General features: G+C 64.3%; 2 protein-coding genes. One reads left to right on the top strand and one right to left on the bottom strand.

Going from position 1 to position 715, the window contains the following annotated elements; translation table 11 throughout:
• Window positions 1-317: TetR/AcrR family transcriptional regulator (locus A5744_RS23375; protein WP_139331169.1), on the bottom strand; the 317-nt coding region annotated here is incomplete at its 3' end.
• Window positions 318-392: 75 nt separating this feature from the next.
• On the opposite strand from A5744_RS23375, the gene A5744_RS23370 reads away from it, so the two are divergent.
• Window positions 393-715 (top strand): TetR/AcrR family transcriptional regulator (locus A5744_RS23370; RefSeq protein WP_139331480.1); only part of this gene is annotated, 323 nt, incomplete at its 3' end.

Genomic DNA, 715 nt, shown 5'->3' with positions numbered 1-715 from the left:
TCGCGCATCAACTGTCCGCATTCGTCGAGCACCGCTTCGATTCGACCGATGACGTTGCCCGGGCGCTGCGCAGCCTGCCGCAGGCGGGGCATGGATGCGTCGGCCCGGGCCGAAATCGTCGCCTGCATCAGTTCCGACTTATTGGGAAAGTAGTTGTACAAGCTGGAGCTCGTCACGTTCGCCACGCGGGCTATCTCACGGATCGTGGCCTTCGAATAGCCGGCCTCGGCCACACACCTCATGGTTGCCACGATGATCCGCCGGCGAGTTTCCTCGCCACTGGCGCCCACGGGGCGGCCCAGCTGTGTTCGGGTCATGGTCGGTCGGGTCCTCGCTGATATGTGGTCGAATATATTCGACCGACCGACGACTTCCGGCTCCCGCGGAGGTGCATGACCACCACGCCGTCGCAGCTCGGGCGTCCGGTGGGCGCGAATGCCGAAGAGACTCGCCGACGAATCATCGCCGCGGCAATGCGCTGCGTGGGCGACGTCGGCTACTCAAAAGCCACGATCCGCGAAATCGCCCGCGCGGCCGACATGACCAGCGGCAGTCTCTATCACTACTTTCCGACCAAGTCCGAACTGCTCAATGCGACGGGCGAGGAGATCGAGGGGATCGTGTCGCACCGGCTGCGCGCCGCCGCCGCAGCTTTCGATGACGTCGTAGATCGACTCGATGCGGTGCTCGACGAATGCGGACAGTTGATGCGCGA

Source organism: Mycobacterium sp. IS-1264 (assembly GCF_001954195.1).
GTDB lineage: Bacteria > Actinomycetota > Actinomycetes > Mycobacteriales > Mycobacteriaceae > Mycobacterium.
This window is presented reverse-complemented; position numbering and strand designations above follow the sequence as displayed.